The organism is Salinibacterium sp. ZJ450 (genome assembly GCF_011751885.2).
In the GTDB taxonomy this organism is placed as follows: Bacteria; Actinomycetota; Actinomycetes; order Actinomycetales; family Microbacteriaceae; genus Ruicaihuangia.
The window spans coordinates 1,557,614-1,578,717 of record NZ_CP061771.1 but is presented as its reverse complement, the minus strand read 5'-3'; the positions used below and the strand labels follow the sequence as shown (position 1 = coordinate 1,578,717).

The window sequence follows — 21,104 nt, the reverse complement described above, 5'->3', positions numbered from 1 at the left end:
CTCCGCTAACAGCGTCGCGCTAGCCTCCGGTCGGCCGCCACGGCTCGTCGCCCGGGCCCGACATGCCGCGACCGTCGCGGCCGTCCTTGCCGTCGCGGCGCCTCAGGTACTTCTCGAACTCCTCCGCGATGGCGTCGCCGCTCGCTTCCGGCGAGTCCACGGCATCCCGAGCCACCTCCAACTGGTGGATGTAGGCCGACATGTCTTCGTCGTCGCCGGCGAGCGCGTCGATCCCGCTCTCCCAGACCGCGGATTCCTGAACCAGGTCGGTGCGGGGCACCATCACGTCGACGATCTCCTCGAGCTTGTCGATCAGCGCCAGGGTGGCCTTCGGCGATGGCGCGTTATGCACGTAGTGCGGTACCGACGCCCAGATCGTCATGGTCGGGATGCCCGCCTTCTCCGCGGCATCCGCCAGCACGGTGAGAATGCCGATGGGCCCCTCATAGGTGCTGCGCTCCAGCGCGAAGTCCTTGCGCAACTGGGCGTTCTCGCTCGAGGCGAAGATCGTGATCGGCCGGGTGTGTGGGACGTCGGCGAGCATCGCACCGAGCATCACGATTCCGCTGATCCCGTTGTCGATCACCGCTTCCATGATCTCGCTGGTGAACGTCTTCCAGCCGCGGGACGGCTCGGTGCCGACCAGCAGGTAGAGCGAGGAGCGCTTCGGCTCCACCGGGCCGTACATGGTGACCCCGGGCCAGACGACCGAGCGGTCGCCGTTCTCGTCGGCCTCGATCGTGGGGCGATTGAACTGGTAATCGAAGTAGTCTTCCGGCTCGATTTCCGCGATCGGGTACACCTCCAGCTGGTCCTGCAGCGTGCGGATGGCGCCGCTCGCGGCATCTCCCGCGTCATTCCAGCCTTCGAAGGCCACGACGAGTACGCGTCCGCTCGTGAATCCTGTGGTGTCTGGCACTCTCATCCTCGCTGGCCGAGCCGTCTGGCTCCGCCTCTCAGTCAAGGATAGAACCCTTCCGTTTAGACTCGTGGGTTGTGACTACACTCCAGCCAGCCGCCGTCCTCTGGGATATGGATGGCACCATCGTCGATACCGAGCCGTACTGGATCGCCTCGGAGACCCGCCTTGTCGAAGAATTCGGCGGCACCTGGCGCCAGAGCGACGCGCTCGGACTGGTCGGCCAGGGACTCTGGCACTCGGCCCGGGTGCTGCAGAACCGGGGCGTCACGCTGAGCGAAGACGAGATCATCCAGACCCTCACCAGCCGGGTGCTCGCCCTGATCGACATCGAGGTGCCCTGGCGACCCGGAGCTAAGGAACTGCTGTTCGAGCTCAGGCAGGCCAGCGTCAAGACCGCGCTCGTCACCATGTCGATCAAGCGGATGGCCGACCACGTGGCGAACGCCATCGACTTCACCGCGTTCGACGCGGTCGTGGCGGGGGACACCGTCACCCATAGCAAACCGCATCCCGAGCCGTATCTGCTCGGCGCGCGACTGCTCGGCGTGAATGCCCAGGACTGCGTCGCGATTGAAGACTCCGAGCCCGGCCTCGCCTCCGCGGTTGCCGCCGGCACCACCGCGATCGGCGTGCCCGCGCACACCACCATCCTCGAGGGCCCGGGCTACACCCTGTGGCCCACCCTGCACGAGCGCACGATCGGCGACCTCGCCGCCGTGCACTTCGCCGCCCAATCAAAGAGAGCAGTATGACCGACGCCCTTCGCCGCCAAAACGGCCCATTTCGCGAGGGTGACCGCGTTCAGCTCACCGGCCCCAAGGGCAAGCTCAACACCATCACCCTCGAGACCGGGAAGGTGTTCCACACCCACCGCGGCATGGTGTCGCACGATCGCCTGATCGGCGCCCCGGACGGCTCGGTCATCGAGGCCACCAACGGCGACCAGTATCTGGCGTTGCGGCCGCTGCTGAACGACTTCGTCATGTCCATGCCGCGCGGCGCCGCCATCATCTACCCGAAGGATGCCGCTCAGATCGTGGCGTTCGCCGACATGTTCCCCGGCGCCACCGTGGTCGAGGCCGGCGTCGGCTCCGGGGCGCTCTCGCTCTGGCTGCTGCGCGCCATCGGGCCGCAGGGTCGGCTGCACTCCTTCGAACGCCGGGAGGAGTTCGCCGACGTCGCCCGCGGCAACGTGGCGAGCTTCCTCGGCTCCGACCCGGCCAACTGGAGCGTCACCGTGGGCGACCTCGCCGAGGCGCTGCCTGCCGAGGTCGAACCGGGCACCGTCGACCGCGTCGTGCTCGACATGCTCGCCCCGTGGGAGTGTCTGCCCGCCGTCGCCGATGCGCTCGCGCCGGGCGGACTCGTGGTCTGCTACGTGGCGACCGTCACCCAGCTGTCCCGGGTTGCGGAGGCGATCCGCGGCACCGAGCTGTTCACCAACCCCGACCCGTTCGAGACCCTGGTGCGCGGCTGGCACGTGGAAGGACTCGCGGTGCGCCCCGATCACCGGATGGTCGGCCACACCGGCTTCCTGGTCACCGCCCGTCGGCTCGCGCCAGGCGCGGTACTGCCCGAGCTGAAGCGCCGCCCGTCAAAGTCCGATTACAGCGAAGAGGACGTCGAGGCCTGGACTCCCGGAGCGCTCGGCGAACGCAGTGCCAGCGCAAAGAAGCTGCGCAAGGTGGCCAGAGAGGCGCAATCCACGGCGGCCAGTGCCGCCGCGGCGCGCGCCGAAGAGAATAGTGACAACAAGTAGAGTTGTCCTGCCCGCCCCTGCGTTCTATCGAAAGAAGGATTCGTGCGCAAGACTCCCGCGCTCGTCGTCGCCGCCGCCCTGCTGACGACCATGACGGCCTGCACGACCGCGGCCGCTGACTGCGGTTCGCCGTTCCCGTCTGGCACCGCGTCGGAGCTCGTAGACGTCAGCGGGTCGGTGGGCAGCGAGCCTCGCGTCTCGTTCCCGACGCCGCTCGTCACCGACGGCACCGAGGTCACCGAGGACGTGGCGGGCGACGGCGAGACGGTGCAGCACGGGCAGATCGTCGACCTGCAGCTGAGCCTGTTCCTCGGCGAGACCGGCACCCAGCTCACCGCGTCCAGCTACGACGAAGCCGAGGGAATCCGCCGCACCGTCGGCGACCCCGCCGACGTCTTCGGCTCCGTGGTGGAGTGCGCCTCAGTCGGGTCCCGGGTCGTGACGGCCACCACCGTCGCCGACGTCTACGGCGCCGACACCCTCGACCCGCGGTTGGGCCTCGAGAACGAAGACACCCTGGTGGCAGTCATCGACGTGCAGGACGCCTACCTCGGCCGCGCCAACGGCGCCGACCAGCTGGCCCAGCCCGGCATTCCCGCCGTGGTCACCTCGCCAGAGGGAGTTCCCGGGCTCACCATCCCGTCGAACGAACCGCCGACCGACCTCGAGGTTGCCACGCTCAAGAAGGGCACCGGGCCGAAGGTACAAGACGGCGACCGCGTCATCCTGCACTACACCGGCGTCATCTGGGAGACCAAGCAGGTGTTCCAGTCGACCTGGCCGACCAAGGCCCCGGTGACCGTCGTCGCCGCGCCGATCGAGCAGGAACCGCAGGCCGGGCTGCCGCAGGGCTGGTCCGACGCGCTGATCGGCCAGACCGTGGGCTCCCAGGTGATCGCCGTTATCCCGCCGGAGTTCGGCTTCCCCCAGGGCGCCGCGCCGGCCACGATTCCGCCGGGCTCCACCATGGTGATCGTCTTCGACGTTCTCGGAATCGAATAGCACGAACCACCCCATCGACACGGCCGGCAGTGGTGCCGACCGGATGTCTCGTTCAGAGGATGCACGTCGTGACCGCAAGCCAGGCTCGGGTACCCGTTGAGGAACGACTGTTCTCGCTCGTTCTCGCCCTGCTCGCGAGCGACAGCGGGCTCACCAAGAACGAGATCCTGTCGACCGTGCAGGGCTACCGGCAGAAGTACCGCGCCGCCGGCGATAACGCCAACCTGGAGCGCCAGTTCGAGCGCGACAAAGACGACATCCGGGAACTCGGGGTGCCGCTCGAGACGATCGAGGCGCCGGACGACCCCGGAAACAACCAGGCGATGCGCTACCGCATCCCGCGCGGCAGCTACGAACTTCCCGAGGACATCACCTTCTCGGCAGAGGAGACCGCGCTGTTGAACCTCGCCGCCATGGTCTGGCGGGAGGGCTCCCTGTCCGGCGAGTCCCGGCGGGCGCTGATCAAGCTCCGCGGACTCGGCGTGAACACCACCGACCCGGTGCTCGGCTACGCCCCGCGGGTGCGAGTGCGCGACGCGGCATTCGAACCACTGAACACCGCGTCGGAGAAGCGCGTCGTCGTGAAGTTCGACTACCTGAAGCCGGGAGAGGCCGAGGCGCGCACCCGCAGCGTTCTGCCGCTCGCGCTCGTGCAGCACCAGGGGCGCTGGCACCTCTACGCCGAGGAGGCCGACACCGGCAACACCCGCACCTTCCTGCTGCGCCGCATCGTGAGCAAGGTGGTCGCCAGCTCGAAGACCTTCGCCGCGCGCCCCGGCGACCCGTCAGCGCTGGCGCTGGCAGGCCTCGATGAGGTGTGGCAGAAAAACGTCGCAGCGCTGGAGATCACCCCGGGTACGGATGCCGCCACCCGGCTGCAGAAACGACGCGGCGCCGAACCCACCGACAGCGGGGCGCTACGCCTGCACTTCACCGACCTGAACATCTTCGCCGACGAACTGGCCGGCTACGGCCCGGAAGTGCTCGTGCTCTCCCCGCCGGAACTTCGCGACGCGGTGCGCAACCGCCTGATCCTCACGGCGGTGAACCATGGCTGAGCGCAAACCGCCATTCCAGGCGCAGGACAAGCTGGCGTTCCTGCTGTCGCTGGTGCCGTACCTGATGGACCACGACCGGGTCACCGTGCACGAGGCCGCCGAACACTTCGGCGTCACCGACCAGCAGATCAGGGATGCGGTGAGCCTCATCGTGGTCAGCGGCATCCCCGGCGCCACCCACCAGTACCAGCCGGAAGACCTGTTCGACATCGCCTGGGACGACTTCGAGCAGCACGACGAGATCGTGCTGACCAACATGGTCGCCATCGACGAGTCACCGCGCTTCTCCGCGCGCGAGGCGGCGGCCCTGATCGCCGGCCTGCAGTACCTGTCCGCGCTGCCCGAGAACGCGGACCGGGCGGCGATCGCCTCGCTCACCGACAAGCTGTCGCGCGGCGCCTCGGGCCTGCCGAGCGCTGTCGCGGTGGAAGGCTCCGACACTGACGAGACCCTGGCGCTGATCCGGCAGGCGGTGGACAGCGGCGTGCAGTTGAGCTTCGACTACCTCAGCTCCCGCGGCGACTTCGAACGCCGCAACGTCGATCCGCTGCGCGTCGACACGGTCGACGCCGACTGGTACCTGCGCGGCTGGGACCACCTGCGCGAGGCGATCCGCACCTTCCGTCTCGACCGGATGTCGCGGCCAGAGCTCACCACCACCCCGATCAGCCGCAGGGGAGCCGACGTCACCCTGCCGGACACCCTCTTCGCGGGATCGAGCGACGACCTCACCGTCACCGTCGACGTCGCGCCATCCGCCCTCGCCCTGCTCGGCGAATACCTGCAGGAGGGCACTCAGCCGGTGCCGGTCGACGGCATGCTGCGGGTCACCATTCGAGTGGCGCACTTCCACAGCCTGAAGCGGCTGATCGCCAGCCTGCCCGACGTGGCAACGGTGGTCGGGCCGCCCGAGGCGCGACGCATGGTCAGGGACTGGGCGCTTGCGGGCGCCGACAGGTATGGCGAGTTAGACTGAAATCTCTGCAGCTGCATTCAACGAAGGAAACCCCTTATGCTCTCTGGTCTCCAGGGCTGGGAATGGATCATTCTCCTAGTCATCATCCTGTTGTTGTTCGGCGCACCGAAGCTTCCTGGCTTGGCGAAGAGCCTCGGCCAGTCCTTCAAGATCCTTAAGTCTGAGGCGAAGTCCGACAAGACGGCCGACAAGACCGCCGAGGCAGACGAGCCACCGGCAGCGTCGACCGAGACGACGCCGAAGCCATAACTCCGGTGGTCGCGCGGACGAAGCGAGGCGCGAACCGCGAGGGTCGGATGTCGCTCAAAGAGCACCTCCTCGAACTGAGGAAGCGGCTCTTCATTGCCGGCATCTCCATCGTCGTGGGAACGGTGATCGCCTTCATCAGGGTGGGCGACATCCTGCCCTTCACCAAACTCGGCGACTTCTTCATTGCCGGCTGGGTGTGGGCGCAACTGCGCGCACCCGTGCTGCAGATCGCCGAGGAACAGGGCCGCAGCACCGAGATCAACTACAGCTACATCACCGAGTCGTTCGACATCACGATGGGCATCGCCATCGGCGTCGGCGTCATCCTGTCCAGCCCGGTCTGGCTGTACCAGATCTGGGCGTACTTCGCGCCGGCGATGCAGCGCACCGAGAAGCGCTACACGGTGGGCTTCCTGGCGTCGGCGGTGCCGCTGTTCCTCGCCGGTTGCGCCGTGGGCTGGTTCATCCTGCCCAACATGGTGCGCCTGATGACCAGCTTCGCGCCGATCGAGGACACCACCTTCCTGCAGGCGAAGACCTATCTCGACTTCACGCTCAAGCTGATCCTGGCCATCGGCGTCGCGTTCGTGCTGCCGGTGTTCCTGGTGCTGCTGAACTTCGCCGGTGTCATGTCGGCGATCGCCATTCTCAAGGGCTGGCGTGTGGCGATCCTGCTGATCGCGGTGTTCACCGCGCTCGCCACCCCCGCGGCCGACATCGTCAGCATGTTCATGCTGATGGTGCCGATGATCCTGCTGTACTTCACCGCCTGGGCCATCGCCTGGGTGCATGATCGGCGGGCAAGCCGGCGCAGCGCCGCGTTCGACGCGGAGTTGGCGGGCGCATGACCACCGAGCTGTCGCCGGCGGAACGGTATGCGGCATCCCGCACGACCCGGTCCGCCCCGCGACTCGAGGCGTTCCGGGCGCAGCAGAAGTTCGACCTGGACCCGTTCCAGCTGGCTGCGTGCGGCACGCTGGAGGAGGGCCGCAGCGTGCTGGTGGCCGCCCCGACCGGCGCGGGCAAGACCATCGTGGCCGAGTTCGCGGTGTTCCTGGCGATGTTTCAACCGGCCGCGAAGGTGTTCTACACGACGCCGATGAAGGCGCTCAGCAACCAGAAGTTCAACGAACTCGTCGCAGAGTACGGCGCCAGCCAGGTCGGCCTGCTCACCGGCGACACCAACATCAACAGCGGCGCCCGCATCGTGGTGATGACCACCGAGGTGCTGCGCAACATGCTCTATGCCGACAGCGACCTGCTGGTGAACCTGCAGTTCGTGATCATGGACGAGGTGCACTACCTTGCCGACCGGTTCCGCGGCCCGGTCTGGGAAGAGGTCATCATCCACCTTCCGCAGGAGGTTCGCATGGTGTCGCTGAGCGCCACCGTGTCGAATGCGGAGGAGTTCGGCGACTGGCTGCAGGCGGTGCGCGGCGACACCGACGTGATCGTGTCAGAGGAGCGCCCGGTGCCGCTTGACCAGCACGTGCTGGTGCGCACCAAGATGCTCGACCTGTTCGACTCCACGCCGGGCAACGCCGCCGCCAACCGGGTGAACCCGGAGCTGGTGCAGCTGGCGCGCGGGGGCGCGGGTGGCTCCGATCGGAGCGGCCGGCGGCATCCGTCTGCCCGTGACCGCCGCGGCAGCTGGAACAACGACCGCGCCGCGGCGCGGATGGACCGGCCGGATGTCGTGGCGTTGCTGGCCTCGAAGAACCTGCTGCCCGCCATCTTCTTCATCTTCAGCCGCGCCGGCTGCGACGCGGCGGTGCGTCAGGTGCTGCGCGCCGGCATCAGCCTCACCGAACGGCACGAGCGTGAGCAGATCCGCGCAATCGCCGAGGAACGCTGCCGCACCCTGCTCGATGAGGACCTCGCCGTGCTCGGCTACTGGGAGTGGCTGGACGGCCTGGAACGGGGCGTGGCGGCGCACCACGCCGGGCTGCTGCCGGCGTTCAAGGAAGTCGTCGAGGAACTGTTCCAGAAAAAGCTGGTGAAGGCCGTGTTCGCCACCGAGACACTGGCGCTCGGCATCAACATGCCGGCCCGCACGGTGGTGCTGGAGAAACTGGAGAAATTCAACGGCGAGGCCAGGGTGCCGATCACGGCGGGGGAGTACACCCAGCTCACCGGACGTGCCGGCCGCCGCGGCATCGACGTCGAGGGCCACTCGGTGATCCAGTGGGTCACCGGCCTGGACCCGCAGGCGGTCGCGTCGCTGGCCTCCCGGCGCAGCTACCCGCTCAACTCCAGCTTCCGGCCGACCTACAACATGGCTGTGAACCTGATCGCCCAGTTCGGGCGCGACCGCACCCGGGAGATCCTGGAGAGCTCGTTCGCGCAGTTCCAGGCCGACCGCTCGGTGGTGGACCTTGCCCGCAAGGTGCGCGAGCTGGAGAAGTCGCTCGCCGGGTACGAAGAGTCGATGACCTGCCACCTCGGCGACTTCGCCGAGTACTCCGGCATCCGGCGCGAACTGACCGATCTGGAACGCAAGGGGCAGTCCCGCGCCGAGACGGCCAGCCGGGTGGAACGCGACCGGCGGCAGCGGCAACTCACCGCGCTGCGCAAGCGCATGCGGCAGCATCCCTGCCACAGCTGCGCCGAACGCGAGGCACACGCCCGCTGGGCGGAGCGCTGGTGGCGGCTGAAGAAGCAGCGCGACGACTTCAGCTCGCAGATCCGCGGCCGCACCGGGGCCGTCTCCACCGTGTTCGACCGGGTCACCGACGTGCTCGAGCTCACCGGCTACCTCACCGCGGTCGGCGACGGCGACCTCACACTCAGCGTGCACGGCCGCACCCTGCGCCGCATCTACGGGGAGCGCGACCTGCTGGTCGCCGAGAGCCTGCGCCGTGGTGCCTGGTCGGCGCTTGACCCGGCCGCCCTGGCCGCGATGGCGACCGCGATCGTCTACGAACCGCGCAGGGAAGAAGGCATGGACAGCGACCGGATGCTGCCACGCGGGCCGTTCCGGGAGGCCCTCAGCCGAACCGAGGAGCTCTGGTCGAAGCTCGACGACATCGAGGTGGAGAACAAGCTCCCCGGCTCGGAACCGCTCGGCACCGGCCTCTGCCTGGCGATGTACCGCTGGGCGCAGGGCGCCACCCTGGAATCGGTGCTGTCGCTGTCCGACATGGCCGCGGGCGACTTCGTGCGCTGGAGCAAGCAGACCATCGACCTGCTCGACCAGCTCTCGGTGGTCGCCGATGGCCCGGTCGGCCGCACGGCGCGCCAAGCCCTCGACGCGGTTCGCAGAGGAATCGTCGCATACAGCAGCGTGTCCTGAGCATGCAAACCACTAGACCGCCCACACCCCTGCGCCTCTGGCTGGCGCTGGTGATCGCCGCCGTGGCCGGTCCCGTGCTCGACTCCGGGTTCCCCGACCTCGGGATCTGGCCGCTCACCTTCGTCGGCATCGCGATGGTGCTCGTGGCCGTCCGCGGGCAGAGCGCGGCGCGGGCTCTGCTGATCGGTTTCGTCGCCGGCAGCAGCTTCTTCCTGATCCACGTGCAATGGGCCACCCTGTTCCTCGGCCCGGTGCCGTGGGTTGCGCTGTCGCTGCTGGAGGGCTTCTTCTTCGCGCTCGGCTGTGTGGCGATTGCCCTTGCCTACCGGATGCTGCCGATCGGCCGGCATCCGCTGGAACGGCTGGTGGCGCTGCCGATCGTCGTCGCCGGGCTGTGGACCGCTCGGGAGGCCTGGGCGAGCGTCTGGCCGTACGGTGGCTTCGCCTGGGGACGGGTGGCGCAATCGCAGTCGGAAAGCCCGCTGGCGCCGCTGTTCTCCTGGCTTGGCACCTCCGGCGTCAGCTTCGTGATGGTGCTGGTGGTGGCGATGGCCGTCGAGGCGGTGTATCTGCGGGCCGCGCGCCCGACGGTGCGGCTGATCCCGGTCGCCGTGGTGCTGGTCGCGATGCTCGCGACTCCCGCGTTCCCGGTCACCGTGGATGGCACGCTGCGGGTCGCCGCCGTGCAGGGCAACTCCAAGGCCGGCTATTTCGACGAGCGTGAGCTCGGCGACAACCTGCAGGACCACGTCGACGCCACGCTGCCGATCCTCGATGAGAATGTCGACGTGATCGTCTGGCCGGAGGCCGCATCCGATCTCAACCCGCTCACCTCCCGGTACGCCGCGAGCGTGTTCGACCAGATCGCCGAGCAGGCCGGGGTGCCGCTGGTCGGCGGAGCGATCACCGACCGCAGCGACGGCCTGTTCAACACGTCGTTTCTCTGGGAGCCGGGGGTCGGCCCCACCGACCACTACGACAAGAAGCATCCGGTGCCATTCGGCGAGTACGTGCCCGACCGTGCCTTCTTTGAGTCGCTCGCCCCGGATCTGATCGGCCTGATCGGCCGCGAGTACTCGCCGGGCACCACCGACGGGGTGTTCGACCTGGGCGGGGTCATCGCCGGCATCAACATCTGCTTCGACATCTTCGACGACCAGCTGCTCACCGAGTCGGTTGAGCAGGGCGCCGAGATCATCTTCGCGCAGACCAACAACGCCGACTTCGGCCGCACCGACGAGAGCGTGCAGCAGCTGGCCGTGGCGCGGATCCGCGCGCTCGAACTCGGCCGCTCGGTGGTCAACATCTCCACCGTCGGAACGAGCGCGATCATCGCCCCGGATGGCGGGGCGATCGACGAGCTGGAGTGGCACACCGCCGACTCCATGGTCGCCGAGGTGCCGCTCAGCAGCACCTCGACGGCGGCGCTGCAATTCGGCAGGGAGATCGAGTGGGCGGTGTCCGGTCTCGGACTGCTCGGTCTGCTGATCGGCGCCGGAGCGGCCTGGCAGGCGTCACGGCCTGCGCCGGACCGGCGCATGGCGCGCACGAAAAAGGGCCAGCCGCGAGGCTGACCCTTTCGGCGGGTGAGAACACCCGATAGTGCTATCCGCGCCGAGCGTTACGCGCCGATCTTCTGCTTGCCCTTGCGCGCGCGCAGGAAGCTGAGCCGCTCTTCCAGCAGCTCCTCCAACTCGTCGCGCGTGCGACGCTCCAGCAGCATGTCCCAATGCGTGCGCGGCGTCTTGGTCTCGACATCCTCGGTCTCGACGAGCTTGCCGTCGTCCGTGAGCAGATGACCCTCTTTCCCGCTCTTCGGAGACTGCCAGATTTCCGGAACTTCCGCGTCGGCCGAGAACACGACCTCAAAGGTCGATCCGTCATCCGTGCGGTAAACACTCTTCTTTCGCGGTGAGAATTCGACGCCTTCTTCGCTTTGAAGGCTCTGTGCGCCCAGTCTCATTCCGCGCAAACTGCGATCCGCCATTGTGTGGCCTCCCTTTCGCGATGCAACTCATAGTTATAACGCGCTTAGCTGTGCGTTTCCTTCCCGCTGGGCCGTTAGTCACCTGCGTGGGTGTGCTAGTCACCTGTCGCGAGCAGCCGCAGGGCCAGATCGGGGCGATCGGTGACCAGCCCGTCGACGCCGGCATCGAACAGGCGCGCCATGTCATCCACGTCGTTCACCGTCCAGATGTGCACCTCGACGCCGGCGCGGTGGAAGGCGTCGAGGATGCGCGGCGCGGACACCGCCAGGCCCAGCGTCTTCTCCGGCACCTGCAGCGCGTCCAGGCCGCGTAGGGCGCCGCGCAAGGCCCAATCGGAACCGGATGCCGCAGCCAGCAGCGCCGCGACGAACCGGGGCGCGCTGGCGGACGTCGCCACGCCCGGCAGCAGCTCGACGGCGGCGCGGCGGCGGCGCTCACTGAACGAGGTGACCAGCACCCGATCGCGGGCCTTCGCGTCGCGGATGGCCTGCACGGTCGGCAGCACGGCGTCGGCGGACTTGATGTCGATGTTGAACCGGGCGTCCGGAAACGCGTCGAGCGCGTCGCTCAGCGAGCACATGGTCTGGTCGTGCCCGAGCGGAACCTCGGCGAGGCGCGCCATGCTCAGCTGGTCCGGGCGTTCCGGGCGCCCGGCGATGCGCATCAGGTCGTCGTCGTGGCAGATCACCGCGATGCCGTCGCTGGAGGCGTGCACGTCGGTTTCGAGGTGGCTGCAGCCGAGCGCAACCGCTCGCAGGAAGGCGAGCATGCTGTTCTCCGGGGCATCGAGGGCGAAGCCTCGGTGCGCGAGCACACGCGGGGGAGCGGGGGAGAGGTACACGGTGGATCGGACGGCGGTGGTTACGGCGCGGGCGTCTGCGGGCTCTGCGGCGGCGGCGCTGACTGCGTCGGCTGGGCCGGCTGGGCTGGCTGGGCTGGCTGCTGCGGGGTGAGCGCCCCGACGAAACCCTTGCTGATGCCGGCGAGCGCCTCGGTCAGCTCGCTCGGGATGATCCACAGCTTGCTGGCCTCACCCTCGGCGATCTTCGGCAGGGTCTGCAGGTACTGGTAGGCCAGCAGCGGCGCGTCGGGGTTGCCGGCGTGGATGGCGCCGAACACCGTGGTGATGGCCTGCGCCTCACCCTCGGCGCGCAGCACGGCGGCGCGGGCATCACCCTCCGCCGACAGGATGGCCGCCTGCCTGGCACCCTCGGCGGTGAGGATGGCTGACTGCTTGGTGCCCTCCGCGGTCAGGATCAGCGCACGCCGGTCACGCTCGGCGCGCATCTGCTTCTCCATCGAGTCCTGGATGGAGGCGGGCGGGTCGATCGCCTTCAACTCCACCCGGCCGACGCGGATGCCCCACTTGCCGGTGGCTTCGTCGAGCACGATGCGCAGCTGCCCGTTGATCTCGTCGCGGCTGGTCAGCGCCTCCTCGAGGTTCAACCCGCCGACCACGTTGCGCAACGTGGTGGTGGTGAGCTGCTCGACCGCGCCGAGGTAGTTGGCGATCTCATAGGTGGCGGCCCGGGCGTCGGTGACCTGGAAGTAGACGACCGTGTCGATGGACACCACCAGGTTGTCCTCGGTGATCACCGGTTGCGGCGGGAACGAGACGACCTGTTCCCGCATGTCGATCAGCGGCCGCATCCGGTCAATGAAGGGAACCAGGATGTTCAGGCCCGGCAGCAGCGTCTTGTGGTAGCGGCCGAGGCGTTCGACGACGCCGGCGGTCGCCTGCGGCACGATCCGGATGGCGCGAAACAGCACCACCAAGACAAACAGGGTGATGATCGCAATCAGCACGTACAACATGACGGTGCCCACGGTCTGCGCGACAGGGTCAGTGCTGGCCTGGCTCAGGAATGCTCCGGTCACTCTGCGGTCCTTTCCACGGGGATGACCACGGCGGTCGCCCCCTCGATGGCTGTGACGACGACTCGTTCGCCCTCGATCAGCGGTCGGTCCTCGGTCATCGACGACAGTCGAGCCGTCCAGGTTTCACCGTTGGCGAGCTTCACGTGCCCCGCCCCTTCGAAGAAGTCCTCCATCACGCGCCCGTCCATGCCGAGCAGGGCGTCCACGTTGCTGCGGGCGGGGTCACCGCCACGTTTCAGCGCCCTCAGCAGCGGCGGCCGCACCGTGAACAACAGCAACAGCGACAGCAGCGCGGCGATCACGACCTGCAGCCACCACGGGGCTCCGAACAGGCCGCTGATCAGACCACCCAGGCACCCGACGCCCAGCATGAGGAAGGAGAAGTCGACGGTGGAGACCTCGATGATCACGAAGATGAGAATTAACGCCAACCAGAACACCCAGGCGTACGTCGTCAGAAAATCCGCCGTCATCTTCGAGCACTCCTCTGGTGTCGTGTGATTCCGAAGCTACCACCTCGCCGAACGTGCGCCCGGGCGGGAGTTGATAGTGTCGGATGCTGTGACTAACCCACTGAAACCAGGTTCCCTGTCCGGCAAGCGTGTGCTCGTAACGGGCTCATCCCGCGGTATCGGGGCCGACACGGCCGGCTATTTCGCCGAAGCCGGGGCCAGAGTGGTCATCAACTACCGCAACAAAGAGGCGAGGGCGCAGAAGCTCGTCGGCCAGATCGAGGCGGCCGGCGGATCCGCGATCGCCGTCGGTGCCGACCTCACCGACCCGGCGTCCATCGCCGCGATGTTCGAGACCGTGGCCGACCAGTTCGGCGGCCTCGACATCCTGGTGCTGAACGCCTCGGGTGGCATGGAATCCGGCATGGCCGCCGACTACGCCATGACCCTCAACCGTGACGCGCAGATCAACGTGCTGACCGCGGCGCTGCCGCTGCTGAGCGAGGGCGCGCGCGTGGTGTTCGTCACCAGCCACCAGGCGCACTTCATCCGCACCGTGCCGACCATGCCAGAGTATGAGCCGGTGGCGCTGAGCAAGCGCGCCGGAGAAGACTCGCTGCGCGCGCTCATTCCCAGCCTCGAAGCGGCCGGCATCGAGTTCGTGGTGGTCTCCGGCGACATGATCGAGGGCACGATCACCGCCACGCTGCTGGAGCGCGCGAACCCGGGCGCGATCGGTGCGCGCAAGGAGGCCGCAGGCAAGCTGTACAACGTCAGCGAGTTCGCCGGCGAGGTCGCCCTGGCCGCCGTCGAACCGGTTCCCGCCGACAACACGCGTTACGTCGGAGACGTCTCCGACTTCCAGACCGGCAGCTAACTCACCTCGCGGGAAGAGGAATCGTCCCATGAAGTTCAGCGATCTGCCGTTGTTGCAGAGCGTCTCGGCTCCCACGATCCACCCGTCGGGTGATCGTGCGGTGGTCTCGGTGACGCGCCCGAACCTCGAGGCCGACGCCTACGTCGGTCAACTCTGGGAGGTTCTGCTTTCCGGGGTGCCGACGGCGCGCCGCTTCACCCGCGGCTTCCGCGACACCGCACCGCAGTTCTCCCCGAACGGCAGGCTGCTGGCCTTCATTCGCAGCGCACCGGATGTCGCGGGGCAGCTGCACATCGTCGATTCCCTCGGCGGTGAGCCGACCACGCTCACCGAGGCGCCGCTCGGTGTGATCGGGTTCCGCTGGTCGCCAGATGGCACCCGGATCGCGTTCACCGCCAGGGTTCCGGAGGCTGGCCGGTACCGCACCATCGAGGGCCTCGGCCCCGACGCGGAACCGGCGCGCCGGATCACCAGCACCCGGTACAAGGCGAACGGGGTGGGCTACACCACCGACCGCCGCAGCCAGGTGTTCCTGCTCGAGGTGCCGCGCGCCGACGGCGAACCCGTCTATCCGGTGGCGCCGAGCGTCGACAATCCGAAACCGGACCGGCGAAGCGGGGTGCCGAAGGCCCGGCAGCTCACCACCGGCGACTTCGATCACGGCGACCTGAGCTTCTCGGCCGACGGCGGCTCGCTGCTGGTGGTGTCAGCCAGGCACGAGCGCCGCGACCGTGACCTGCGCACCGACCTATGGCACATCACGCTCGGCAAGCCGGGCAGTCGCGCCCGGGTGCACGCCGAGCTGGTCACCGGGACAGAGCCGAACCGGGCCATCCGCCTGGTTGAGCAGACGGCATCCGGCGCCATCCTGTTCATCGCCCACGAGCTCGGCCGCGGCGGCCGCGACTTCGTGGCGCGGCACGACGGCCTGTTCATCATCGATCGGCCCGGCGCTCCGGCCCGCCGACTCACCGAGGCAGAGAGCATCGACCTGGGCGACTGCAGCGCGGTGGTGGTGGTCGATGACGAGACCTTCCTGGTGCAGAACCGCACCCGCGGCGCCCTGCACCTGACCGCGGTCACCGCCGGCGGCCAGGTCACCGCGCTCACCGCGGGCCCATTCGAGGTGCACGGTGCCGCCGCGGCATCCGACACCATCGCCCTGTCACTGTCTGCTGCGAACACGGTGGGTGATGTCGCGGTGCTGCGCGGCGGCCAACTTCAGCTGCGCACCGATTTCTCTGGGGAGTTGCGCTCCGCGGGCCTTCGCCCGGCCCGGGAACTCGTGGTACCGGCGCGCGACGGGCATGCGGTGCACGGCTGGGTGCTGCAGCCGGCCGGCGACGGACCGCACCCGGTGCTGCTGATGGTGCACGGCGGGCCGTTCTCGTCGCACACGGTGACCGTGCTCGACGAGGCGCAGGTGTACGCCGACGCCGGCTACGCGGTGGTGATGTGCAACCCGCGCGGCTCATCCGGATACGGGCAGCGGCACGGCCGCGTCATCCGTCGCGGGTTCGGAACCCTGGATTTCACCGACGTGATCGACTTCCTCGACGGTGCGCTCTCCGAGTTTCCGGCGTTGGACGCTGACCGTCTCGGCGTGATGGGCGGGTCATACGGCGGCTACCTGACCGCCTGGATCACCGAGCACGATCAGCGGTTCGCGGCGGCGATCGTGGAGCGCGGGTTTCTGGATGCCACGGCGTTCGCCGGCAACTCCGACATCGGCACGTTCTTCGGCCAGGAGTACCTGGGCACGAGCCCCGACGCGGTGCGGGCGCAGAACGCGCAGGAGCACGTGCAGCGGGTGAACACACCCACCCTGCTGATCCATTCCGAGCAGGATCTGCGCTGCCCGCTCGACCAGGCCGAGCGGTACTACCAGGCGCTGCGCCGGCAGGGGGTCGACGCCGAACTGGTGCTGTTCCCGGGGGAGGACCACGAGCTCTCCCGCAGCGGACGGCCGCGCCACCGCAGGCAGCGGTTCGAGATCATCCTTGACTGGTGGGAACGTCACCTGCCGGTCACGCCGGTCCCTCCAACGACGCCAGTTTGAACACGGCCCCGGTCGGATCGCCGAGTGTCGCGAGCCGACCGAACGGGGTGTCTTCGGCGGCGGAAACGACCGACCCGCCGAGGGTTTGCGCGGTGCGTACCGCAGAATCGACATCCTCCACGCCGAAGTACACGTACCAGGTCGACGGCTGCGTATCGGGCAGCACGTGGCTGGCATCCATGATGCCCGCGTACTGCTTGCCCTCATGAATCACATTCATGTAGCGAAACTCGTCGCTGTCGTCGACCACCCGCAAGTGCCAGTGAAATACCGTGCGGTAGAAGTCCACGGCGGCGGAGTAGTCCCTGGTCTGCAGTTCGTGGTACGCCACGGTGCCGTTCTCGCCGGTGACGCCGTAGCTGGTGTGGCCGCCCGGCTGCCATAGTCCGATCACCCCGCCGCTCGGGTCGGCGAGCATCGACATGCTGCCCTGACCGGGGATCTCGAGCGGTTCCACCAGCACCTGGGCTCCGGCATCCGTGGCGCGGCGGGCGGTGGCCGCGACATCCGGCGCCATCAGGTAGGTCGACCACCCGTCGGGAAAGCCGAAGGTTCCGGTGTTCGTCGCCAGCCCCGCCACTAACCGGTCGTCGCGGTAGAAGCTGACGTACCCGCCGTACTGGGAGTCGCTGGCGCGGTCAGCCCGCCAGCCGAACAACTGGCCGTAGAACTCGACGGCGCGATCTGGTTCGGAACTTGCCAGGTCGACCCAGCAGGGCGCCCCGGCGGGGATTGCATCGCGGACAGGCATACGTCTCCTTTGACAACCGTTCCTGTGGCTCGCTGTGCCGAGCGTACGCCCGACCGCCGACAACTATCAACATAAAGTGGATGGCGACCAGGGGAGACGATGAGTATGACCACGAGCACGAGCACGGGTGTGAGCACGGACCCGCAGTCGGGTGCGCTGCCGGTTGCCGACAGCCACGATCTGATCCGGGTGCAGGGCGCGCGCGAGAACAACCTCAAGGATGTCAGCGTCGAGATCCCGAAGCGTCGGCTCACCGTGTTCACCGGCGTCTCCGGCTCTGGCAAGAGCTCGCTGGTGTTCGCCACGATCGCCGCGGAGTCGCAGCGGATGATCAACGAGACCTACAGCACCTTCGTGCAGACCTTCATGCCGACGATGGCCAGGCCAGACGTCGACGTGCTCGAAGGCCTGACCACGGCCATCATCGTGAACCAGGAGCGGATGGGTGCCAACGTCCGGTCCACGCTCGGCACCGCCACCGACGCCAACGCGCTGCTGCGCATCCTGTTCAGCCGGCTCGGGCAGCCGCACATTGGTTCGCCCAACGCGTTCTCGTTCAACGTTCCCTCGGTCACCGGGTCCGGGGCGATCACCGTCGCGCGCGGCGCCGGCAAGGGCGAGACGGTCAAGAAGACCTACACCCTCACCGGCGGCATGTGCCCGCGGTGCGAGGGCATGGGCACGGTCTCCGACATCGACCTGGGCCAGCTGTACGACGAGAGCAAGTCGCTCGCGCAGGGCGCGATCACCGTCCCCGGCTACAACTCCGACGGATGGATGGTGCGGATCTTCAGCGAGTCGGGATTCCTCGACCCGAACAAGCCGATCCGCGACTACACCGAGACCGAGCTGCACGACTTCCTGCGCAAGGAGCCGACCAAGGTCAAGCTGCAGGGGATCAACATGACCTACGAGGGTCTGATCCCCAAGATCCAGAAGTCGATGCTCGCGAAAGACAAGGAGGCAATGCAGTCGCACATCCGCGCGTTCGTCGAGCGCGCCGTCACCTTCGTCGCCTGTCCGGACTGCGGAGGGACCCGGCTCAGCGAGGGCGCCCGCCGCTCGCGGATCACCGGGATCAACATCGCCGAGGCCTGCGCCATGCAGATCAGCGACCTCGCCGAGTGGGTGCGGGGCCTCGACGAGCCGTCGGTCGCGCCGCTGCTCGGCAACCTGCAGCAGGCGCTCGATTCCTTCGTCGACATCGGCCTCGGCTACCTGTCGCTCGACCGTCCCTCCGGCACGCTGTCCGGCGGCGAGGCGCAGCGCACCAAGATGATCCGCCACCTCGGCTCGTCGCTCACCGACATCACCTACGTCTTTGACGAGCCGACCATCGGCCTGCACCCGCACGACATCCAGCGGATGAACACCCTGCTGCTGCAGCTGCGCGACAAGGGCAACACGGTGCTGGTGGTCGAGCACAAGCCAGAGGCGATCGCGATCGCCGACCACGTCATCGACCTCGGGCCGGGAGCCGGCACGGCCGGCGGCACCATCTGCTACGAGGGCACCCTCAAGGGCCTGCGAGCCAGCGGCACCCTCACCGGCCGCCACCTGGATGACCGGGCGACCCTGAAGACGAGCGTGCGCGCCCCGAAGGGCAAGCTCGAGATCCGCGGCGCGAACGAGCACAACCTGCAGGATGTCGACGTCGACATCCCGCTCGGGGCGCTCGTCGTGGTCACCGGCGTCGCCGGCTCCGGCAAGAGCTCACTGATCCACGGCTCGGTGTCCGGCCGGGACGGGGTCGTATCGATTGACCAGGGGGCGATCAAGGGCTCGCGGCGCAGCAACCCCGCGACGTACACCGGTCTGCTCGACCCGATCCGCAAGTCCTTCGCGAAGGCCAACGGGGTGAAGCCGGCGCTGTTCAGCGCCAACTCCGAGGGCGCCTGCCCCGCCTGCAACGGCGCGGGCATGATCTACACCGACCTGGGCTTCATGGACACCGTCGCCACCCTCTGCGAGGAGTGCGAGGGCAAGCGGTTCCAGGCGTCGGTGCTGGAGTACCGGCTCGGCGGCCGCGACATTGCCGAGGTGCTCGCGATGCCGGTGACCGAGGCCGAGGAGTTCTTCGCCGGGGGAGAAGCGAAGACCCCCGCCGCCCACGCGATCCTCGCCAGGCTCGCCGATGTCGGGCTCGGCTACCTCAGCATCGGACAGCCGCTCACCACGCTGTCCGGCGGCGAACGGCAGCGGCTGAAGCTGGCCACGCACATGGGGGAGAAGGGCGGAGTGCTGGTACTCGATGAGCCGACCACCGGCCTCCACCTCGCTGACGTCGAGCAGCTGCTGCGCCTGCTCGATCGGCTCGTCGACTCCGGCAAGTCGGTGATCGTGATCGAGCACCACCAGGCGGTGATGGCGCACGCCGACTGGATCATCGATCTCGGTCCCGGTGCCGGCCACGACGGTGGTCGGGTCGTCTTCGAGGGCACCCCGGCCGCCCTCGTCGCCGCCCGCTCCACCCTCACCGGCGAGCACCTCGCGGCCTACGTCGCCGGCTGACGTGGTCCCCGTGGCACTCCGGCTGACCGCGATTCCCGCGGGATCCTTTGAGCTGCGCGACGCTCGGGTGGGATCCTCCCGTGAGGTGCCGCTGCTTCGGTTCGAGATCGGGCGGACCCAGGTCACCCGGGCCGACTGGCGCGCGGTGGTTGAGGCTGGCGCGACATCCGGCGCATCGTCATTGGGCGCAGCGCCATCCGCCGCGCCGCCCGACGTTCCGGCGCATCCGGTCACCTGGTTCGACGCGGTTCGCTGGTGCAATGCGGCGTCGGCGGTCGCCGACCTCACCCCGGCATACGAGATCCACGGTCGGAATGTCGTCTGGGACGTCAACGCTGATGGCCTCCGACTGCCGACCGAGGCGGAGTGGGAGTGGGCATGCCGCGCCGGTACCGATGGCCCCGCCTACGGGCCGCTCGCGGACATTGCCTGGACCGCCGCTGATCAGGTCACCGCACCGCAGGATGTCGCGGGAAAGGCCGCGAACGGCTTTGGCCTGTTCGACATGCTCGGCAACGTGTGGGAATGGTGTTGGGACTATGCCGACACCGCCCGCTATGGCGACTATCGCAGCCTCCGCGGGGGAGGCTGGGACGACCGGCACTGGAGCTGCCGCGCATCCGTACGCCGCGGGAGCGCACCGGACGCGGTCATGGAAGACGTCGGGTTCCGCGTGGCCCGCGGACCAGTGGGGGAGTCCGGCGCGCGGGCCGCGCAGGGCTGGTCGGCGGCGGCCGATCGGGACAGGGCCGACATCCGCGGCCCGCTGCCCATCGGGTGGACGCCGCTCGGAGACTTACTGAACTAGGCCGACCCGCTGGGAGCCGAGTTGTTAGGGTCGTTCCGACGATTCGAGCAGAAAAGGGAACCACGATGACGAATACTCAGGATCCAGCCGAGGGCTTCAGCGCCGAGGAACGCGCCGCAATGAAGGAGCGTGCAGCCGAGGTCAAGTCTGGCCGCCGCGGATCGCGCACCAAAGTGGATCCGGAAGTAGAACTGCTCGCCAAGATCGCCGAGATGTCCGAACCGGATCGGGTCATGGCCGAGCGGATCCATGCGATCGTCAAGGCCAGCGCGCCGGAGCTGACGCCGAAAACCTGGTACGGCATGCCCGCTTACGCGAAGAACGGCAAAGTCGTCGTCTTCTTCCAGGCTGCCGCCAAGTTCAAGACCCGGTACGCAACGCTCGGTTTCAACGAAGACGCGAGCCTCGACGACGGCACCATGTGGCCGACAGCGTTCGCCCTGACGGGTTTGACCGCCGCGGACGAGGCAAAGATCAGCAAACTGGTGAAAAAGGCGGTGAGCTGAGGTCGACCGGCCTCAG

General features: G+C 68.2%; 20 protein-coding genes. 14 read left to right on the top strand and 6 right to left on the bottom strand.

Features of this window, described 5'->3' with window-relative positions; all coding sequences use genetic code 11:
- Nucleotides 1-19: 19 nt before the first annotated feature.
- Nucleotides 20-919: a PAC2 family protein gene (locus HCT51_RS07485; protein WP_224760727.1), complete on the bottom strand. Its 900-nt coding sequence runs from the start codon at nt 917-919 to the stop codon at nt 20-22.
- 77 nt (nt 920-996) lie between these two features.
- Between HCT51_RS07485 and HCT51_RS07480 the strand changes: the two genes are divergently transcribed.
- From HCT51_RS07480 to lnt, 9 genes are all read left to right on the top strand, one after another.
- Entirely contained in the window at nt 997-1,674 is a 678-nt protein-coding gene (locus HCT51_RS07480; protein WP_191413814.1) for an HAD family hydrolase, read from the top strand.
- On the top strand, nt 1,671-2,681 hold the full coding sequence (locus HCT51_RS07475) for a tRNA (adenine-N1)-methyltransferase (protein WP_166872296.1): 1,011 nt from the start codon (nt 1,671-1,673) through the stop codon (nt 2,679-2,681). Before HCT51_RS07480 ends, HCT51_RS07475 begins: the two co-directional genes overlap by 4 nt.
- Before the next feature lie 42 nt (nt 2,682-2,723).
- Nucleotides 2,724-3,683, top strand: a complete 960-nt coding sequence (locus HCT51_RS07470; RefSeq protein WP_166872299.1) for an FKBP-type peptidyl-prolyl cis-trans isomerase — start codon at nt 2,724-2,726, stop codon at nt 3,681-3,683.
- 68 nt (nt 3,684-3,751) lie between these two features.
- Nucleotides 3,752-4,741 (top strand): helix-turn-helix transcriptional regulator, encoded by a 990-nt coding sequence (locus tag HCT51_RS07465; protein ID WP_370626956.1) that lies wholly within the window; start codon nt 3,752-3,754, stop codon nt 4,739-4,741.
- Nucleotides 4,734-5,717 carry a helix-turn-helix transcriptional regulator gene (locus tag HCT51_RS07460; RefSeq protein ID WP_166872305.1) on the top strand — a complete coding sequence of 328 codons (984 nt, stop codon included), beginning with the start codon at nt 4,734-4,736 and terminating at the stop codon, nt 5,715-5,717. The genes HCT51_RS07465 and HCT51_RS07460 overlap by 8 nt, the downstream gene beginning before the upstream one ends.
- A gap of 36 nt (nt 5,718-5,753) precedes the next feature.
- Entirely contained in the window at nt 5,754-5,966 is a 213-nt protein-coding gene (gene tatA / locus HCT51_RS07455) for a twin-arginine translocase TatA/TatE family subunit (RefSeq protein WP_166872308.1), read from the top strand.
- A gap of 47 nt (nt 5,967-6,013) precedes the next feature.
- Nucleotides 6,014-6,814, top strand: coding sequence for a twin-arginine translocase subunit TatC (gene tatC, locus HCT51_RS07450; protein ID WP_166872312.1), 801 nt, complete (start codon nt 6,014-6,016; stop codon nt 6,812-6,814).
- The gene (locus HCT51_RS07445) at nt 6,811-9,258 is read left to right on the top strand and encodes a DEAD/DEAH box helicase (protein ID WP_166872315.1); all 2,448 of its coding nucleotides are present in this window, start codon (nt 6,811-6,813) and stop codon (nt 9,256-9,258) included. The genes tatC and HCT51_RS07445 overlap by 4 nt, the downstream gene beginning before the upstream one ends.
- A 2-nt stretch (nt 9,259-9,260) precedes the next feature.
- Nucleotides 9,261-10,832, top strand: a complete 1,572-nt coding sequence (gene lnt, locus HCT51_RS07440; protein WP_166872319.1) for an apolipoprotein N-acyltransferase — start codon at nt 9,261-9,263, stop codon at nt 10,830-10,832.
- 47 nt (nt 10,833-10,879) lie between these two features.
- On the opposite strand, the gene HCT51_RS07435 is transcribed toward lnt, so the two are convergent.
- The 4 genes from HCT51_RS07435 to HCT51_RS07420 all read right to left on the bottom strand — a co-directional run bounded on the left by HCT51_RS07435 (nt 10,880) and on the right by HCT51_RS07420 (nt 13,597).
- A complete protein-coding gene (locus tag HCT51_RS07435) occupies nt 10,880-11,245 on the bottom strand; it encodes an RNA polymerase-binding protein RbpA (RefSeq protein WP_166872322.1) in 366 nt (121 codons plus the stop codon).
- A gap of 95 nt (nt 11,246-11,340) precedes the next feature.
- The gene (locus tag HCT51_RS07430) at nt 11,341-12,087 is read right to left on the bottom strand and encodes a glycerophosphodiester phosphodiesterase family protein (protein ID WP_224760726.1); all 747 of its coding nucleotides are present in this window, start codon (nt 12,085-12,087) and stop codon (nt 11,341-11,343) included.
- Nucleotides 12,088-12,107: 20 nt separating this feature from the next.
- A complete protein-coding gene (locus tag HCT51_RS07425) occupies nt 12,108-13,061 on the bottom strand; it encodes an SPFH domain-containing protein (RefSeq protein WP_166872920.1) in 954 nt (317 codons plus the stop codon).
- 59 nt (nt 13,062-13,120) lie between these two features.
- Nucleotides 13,121-13,597: an NfeD family protein gene (locus HCT51_RS07420; protein ID WP_166872325.1), complete on the bottom strand. Its 477-nt coding sequence runs from the start codon at nt 13,595-13,597 to the stop codon at nt 13,121-13,123.
- A gap of 88 nt (nt 13,598-13,685) precedes the next feature.
- Here HCT51_RS07420 and HCT51_RS07415 point away from each other — a divergent pair, with 88 nt between their 5' ends.
- Nucleotides 13,686-14,453, top strand: coding sequence for an SDR family oxidoreductase (locus HCT51_RS07415; RefSeq protein WP_166872330.1), 768 nt, complete (start codon nt 13,686-13,688; stop codon nt 14,451-14,453).
- Between the two features lie 28 nt (nt 14,454-14,481).
- On the top strand, nt 14,482-16,512 hold the full coding sequence (locus HCT51_RS07410; RefSeq protein ID WP_166872333.1) for an alpha/beta hydrolase family protein: 2,031 nt from the start codon (nt 14,482-14,484) through the stop codon (nt 16,510-16,512).
- Here HCT51_RS07410 and HCT51_RS07405 read toward each other — a convergent pair.
- On the bottom strand, nt 16,481-17,263 hold the full coding sequence (locus HCT51_RS07405) for a VOC family protein (protein ID WP_166872336.1): 783 nt from the start codon (nt 17,261-17,263) through the stop codon (nt 16,481-16,483). The two genes, HCT51_RS07410 and HCT51_RS07405, sit on opposite strands and share 32 nt — an antisense overlap.
- Nucleotides 17,264-17,368: 105 nt before the next feature.
- Between HCT51_RS07405 and HCT51_RS07400 the strand changes: the two genes are divergently transcribed.
- The 3 genes from HCT51_RS07400 to HCT51_RS07390 all read left to right on the top strand — a co-directional run bounded on the left by HCT51_RS07400 (nt 17,369) and on the right by HCT51_RS07390 (nt 21,088).
- Nucleotides 17,369-19,774, top strand: a complete 2,406-nt coding sequence (locus tag HCT51_RS07400) for an ATP-binding cassette domain-containing protein (RefSeq protein WP_166872339.1) — start codon at nt 17,369-17,371, stop codon at nt 19,772-19,774.
- A gap of 10 nt (nt 19,775-19,784) precedes the next feature.
- Nucleotides 19,785-20,582 carry a formylglycine-generating enzyme family protein gene (locus HCT51_RS07395; protein ID WP_224760725.1) on the top strand — a complete coding sequence of 266 codons (798 nt, stop codon included), beginning with the start codon at nt 19,785-19,787 and terminating at the stop codon, nt 20,580-20,582.
- A 65-nt stretch (nt 20,583-20,647) separates the two neighbouring features.
- Nucleotides 20,648-21,088: an iron chaperone gene (locus HCT51_RS07390; RefSeq protein ID WP_166872342.1), complete on the top strand. Its 441-nt coding sequence runs from the start codon at nt 20,648-20,650 to the stop codon at nt 21,086-21,088.
- Nucleotides 21,089-21,104 lie beyond the last annotated feature (16 nt).